Consider the following 2,136-nt stretch of genomic DNA (forward strand, 5'->3'; position numbering starts at 1 on the left):
AATAGATTTTGCAAAGATTGCACCAGCCAAAACCGATCGGCATATACGGTCGTTTGTGCAAGCATATCAGCAGATAACTTTGTACCACCATCCAAATTCTTATCGTTTATATAAAGGTTAATAGCCGCTAATTGCTGCTGTTGCACCTTAACGGTGTTATCTTTCACTAGGCTTTGCAACATAGGAAGCAAGGCTATCGGTTGCCGGCTCAGCTTAAAGGTGGGTTGCTCGACTTTGGCCAGTAGCAGTAACCTATCAATCAGTAGCTGCATCTTGATACTTTGCTCACCGACGGTCTGAATAAGCATCTGCTTATCTTCGGCGTCAAGTCCGTCGTCTTCTAATAGCTCGCCGCTGGCACGAATAGCGGTCAATGGGCTTTTTAGCTCATGAGTCAAGGTATGGACATAGTCGCTGACATAGGCCTTGTTCTCTAAGCGATGCTTCATGGTTTCGATAGTATCGGTCAGGGTATTAAGCTCATGCCCCAGATAAAAATACGGCTTTTGCGTGTCCTCTGCCAGCGTTCCTGTGTATCTAGTGACCAGAGTAATGCTTTGTTTGAGCCACCATGCCACTAATCCTGCGAGCATAAGCGCGACGATACTGACCAGCAAAGCGGTAATGAGCATACGCTCACGAGTATTATCTAAATAGGGTAATACGCTAGCGACAGGCTTACCCACGCTGACCACGCCAATAGTTTGACCTGTATCATCGGTTATGGGCTGCGCGACATACATGACAGAGCTATCGCGCTTGCGGTTATCGCGTACCGTACTTCTAACGCCGTACTGTCCGCGCAAGGTTAAGTAGATATCATTCCAGCGACTGTAGTCTTCGCCCTCAGCATTGTCAGGCGCCGGTAGCGAGTCATATATGACCCTGCCGTTATTGTCCGTGACATAAATACGAAAGCTGCTATAGGTTTTTTTATCGTAAGTCTTGCTGATATTACTGTCGAGTGGCTGACCTACAAAAGCCTTGTCAAGATCAGCTTGATAAGCCTTATCGTATAGCGCTCCTGACTGTAGCGGCTCTTGTAAGCTTGCTGCCATAAGCTTACTGGTATCGAGCAGTGTGTCTTCGATGACTTGCTTAACAGTAGGTTTGACGTAGCTAAAGAGCTGCATAAAGACGACAATGCCGCAGATAATAAGCACCAGTGCGACCGCCAACCAAATGCGAAAAAATATACTTAAATTAAGCGGACGCTTGGGATCTTCAATCTGTTGATCGGTACCGATAGGATGCAATTTGGCATACCAATTACTTTGGTTGATTTTGGTATTTTTTGAGTGGGTATGATGTGACTTGTGCTTCAACTTAGACATTAGGCAGGACACAATCCATAACCAAGGCCGCGATGGGTATAGATGACATCGAGGCTCTCATCAACTTGCGCTAACTGCTTACGAATCGATTTGACATGGCTGTCTATCGTACGTGCTAGGCGATGATCGGGATAATCACTGACCGCATTAAGCAGCTGCTCGCGACTAAAGACTTGATTGGGTGCTTGCAATAGGGTCAGAAGGATTTTGCGCTCGGTATTACTCAGCTCCAGCTTTTGCTCTTGCCACGTTAATGAGTAATTGAGCGGCTGATAGTGCCAAATTCCTGACTGGCACTCAAAGCTCAAGGCCTGCTCTGATAAAGGATTGATTGCTAGGTTATCTGAGTTATCTGCTAAGTTCGCTTTTTGAGCCGTTTGTTCTAACAATAACTGCTCACGTCGCCAAATGGATTTGAGCCGAGCGACTAATTCGCGCGGGCTAAAGGGCTTGGCACAATAGTCATCGCCGCCCATCTCAAGGCCCAAAATACGATCGACCTCATCGCTACGAGCGGTCAGAAATACGATAGGCGTATTCTTTAACTGTTTAATGTCAGGCGTATGGCGAATCTGCTGACACAGGCTGAGTCCATCGCCATCAGGCAAGCCGACATCTAATATAATAGCGGATAAATCCTTTGCCGCATCGCTACGCAGCATCGGCAAGACGCTACTGGCGTTATCGAGCCAAGTTATCTGCCAGCCTTCGCGCTTGCAAGTTACCTTGAGCGACATGGCAATAGCGGGATCGTCTTCTACTAGTAAAATATGAGTCATAAGGTATACAGCGTCAGGTAATA

2 protein-coding genes are annotated in these 2,136 nt (G+C 46.8%); both read right to left on the minus strand.

Features of this window, described 5'->3' with window-relative positions; all coding sequences use genetic code 11:
• Positions 1–1,325: two-component system sensor histidine kinase CreC (gene creC / locus ACTXGO_RS12810; protein ID WP_443574801.1), on the minus strand; the 1,325-nt coding region annotated here is incomplete at its 3' end.
• Between the two features lie 8 nt (positions 1,326–1,333).
• Positions 1,334–2,113 (minus strand): response regulator, encoded by a 780-nt coding sequence (locus ACTXGO_RS12815; protein ID WP_435950739.1) that lies wholly within the window; start codon positions 2,111–2,113, stop codon positions 1,334–1,336.
• Positions 2,114–2,136 lie beyond the last annotated feature (23 nt).

It is taken from the genome of Psychrobacter sp. T6-1 (assembly GCF_052258445.1).